The sequence below is a fragment of the Streptomyces sp. GbtcB6 genome (genome assembly GCF_019091475.1).
Lineage (GTDB): Bacteria > Actinomycetota > Actinomycetes > Streptomycetales > Streptomycetaceae > Streptomyces > Streptomyces hyaluromycini.
This window is the reverse complement of the sequence record NZ_JAGXJL010000083.1, coordinates 1-1969: the sequence shown is the minus strand read 5'-3', so window position 1 is coordinate 1969 and position 1969 is coordinate 1. Positions and strand designations below refer to the sequence as shown.

Genomic DNA, 1969 nt, shown 5'->3' with positions numbered 1-1969 from the left:
CCCCCCCCCCGCGCCCCCGCCGGGGGGGGGCCCCCGCCCCCCGCCCCCTGGCGCGGGGGGGGGGGAACTGCCCGACCAGCCCCCACCGGCCCGCACCCACGCCCGGACCGCGTGACGGCCGGCCCGCCCCACCCGGCGCCACGCGCCGCTACGCGGCGAACGGCCCGGGTATCTCCCCCGATCCGCGCCGGATCAGCCGCGTCGGCATGACGACGGTGCGCGGCGGTGAGACGTCCCCGTGGATCCGGGCGAAGAGCAGGTGTGCCGCGCTGGTCGCGAGGGCCACCGGGTCCTGGGCGATCACCGTGACGGGCGGCGTCAGCCGGGCGGCGAGCGCGAAGTCGTCGAAGGCGACGAAGGCGAGGTCGCCGGGGGCCGCGGTCAGGGCGCCGAAGGCGAGCAGTTCGTTGCCGGCGAGGAGAGCCGTCGGAGGGTCGGGCAGTGCCAGCATCCCGGTGACGGCCGCGGCCGCCTCCGGCCCGGTGCGCACACCGTCCCTGACCAGCGCCGGGTCGGCGGCGATGCCCGCGGCCTCCAGGGCCGCGAGATAGCCCCGCCGCCGTTCGCCGAACGTCCAGATCCTCGGCGTGTCGCCGATGTAGCCGATCCTGCGGTGCCCGCGTGCCACCACGTGGGCCACCGCCTCCCGCACCGCCCCGAAGTTGTCGACCACCACGGCGTCCACGTCCAGGCCGGGGGCCGCCCGGTCCACGCAGACGATTTTCGTGCCCTGCGCCTGGGCGGGGCGCAGGAAGCGGTGGCTGCCGGCGGCCGGGGTGAGGATCAGGCCGTCGACGCGGCGGGCGGTGAACGCGGCGATCACCTCGCGTTCGCGGCGCAGGTCGGCGCGGCTGGACCCGATGAGCATGATGCTGCCGCGCTGCCGGGCGACGTCCTCGGCGGCGGAGGCGACCGCGGCCATGAAGGGATCGGTCACGTCGTCGACCAACAGGCCGATGATCTGGCTCAGTTCATGGGTGCGGCGCAACTGCCTTGCCACGTCGTCGCGTTGGTAGCCGAGCTTGCGGACCGCGGCCTCCACCCGCGCGGCGGTCCGCGGGGCGACGGCCGAATCGCCGTTGACGACCCGGGACACCGTCATCGTGCTCACGCCCGCTTCCGCGGCAACGTCCTTCATGGTCGGCCGGGTGGCTGCCACGCCACGTCCTCCAGCTGCGTCACGTTTGAGCGTCGACTCGTTAACGTTACCAACTCGCACGCGTGTCAACGGCCCTGCAAACAACAGGAGATGAGGGCGCGACCAGCCCGCTCGGCGACCGGCTGCACCACCCTTGACACCCCGCTGTGGGGGCCCCAAGAATCAGCCAAGCTGTTAACGATACCAACCAGAAGGCACAACATGGCCTCTGCAAGGGAACCACTGCTCACCGCACATGGGGTGGTCAAACGTTTCGGCCACGTCCAGGCGCTCTCGGGCGCCGATTTCACGGCATACCCCGGCGAGGTCGTCGCCCTCATCGGTGACATCGGTGCCGGCAAGTCCACTCTGGTGAACGTCCTGTCGGGCGTACTCGCCCCCGACTCCGGCGAGGTCCGCCTGGACGGCGCGCCGGTGCGGTTCTCCGGTCCGATGGACGCACAGCGGCGCGGCGTGGAGACGGTGTACCAGGACCTGTCACTCGCGCCCGACCTCGACGCGGCGGCCAACCTCTACCTCGGCCGGGAGATCGTGCGCGGGGGCCTGCTCGGCCGTCTCGGCGTCCTCGACCGGCCCACGATGCGCCGGGAGGCGGTCAAGGCCTTCGCCGAACTCGGTGTGGAGCTCAAGGACGTGACGGCCGCTGTGACAACGTTGTCCGGCGGGCAGCGGCAGTCCGTCGCGGTGGCCCGTGCCGTCGCCTTCGCCCACAAGGTCATCTTCATGGACGAGCCGCCCGCCGCGCTGGGCGTCGTCCGGCGCGCCCGGGTCCTGGAGACCGTCCGCAGGGTCGCCGACCGGGGCATCTGC

The 1969-nt window shown here is 73.3% G+C and carries 2 protein-coding genes; one reads left to right on the top strand and one right to left on the bottom strand.

Annotated features, from left to right (window positions below; translation table 11 throughout):
- Positions 1 to 148 precede the first annotated feature (148 nt).
- A complete protein-coding gene (locus KVT45_RS51190; protein WP_308311128.1) occupies positions 149 to 1159 on the bottom strand; it encodes a LacI family DNA-binding transcriptional regulator in 1011 nt (336 codons plus the stop codon).
- 201 nt (positions 1160 to 1360) lie between these two features.
- Here KVT45_RS51190 and KVT45_RS51185 point away from each other — a divergent pair.
- The coding region (locus KVT45_RS51185; protein ID WP_254648580.1) for an ATP-binding cassette domain-containing protein at positions 1361 to 1969 on the top strand (609 nt) is incomplete at its 3' end.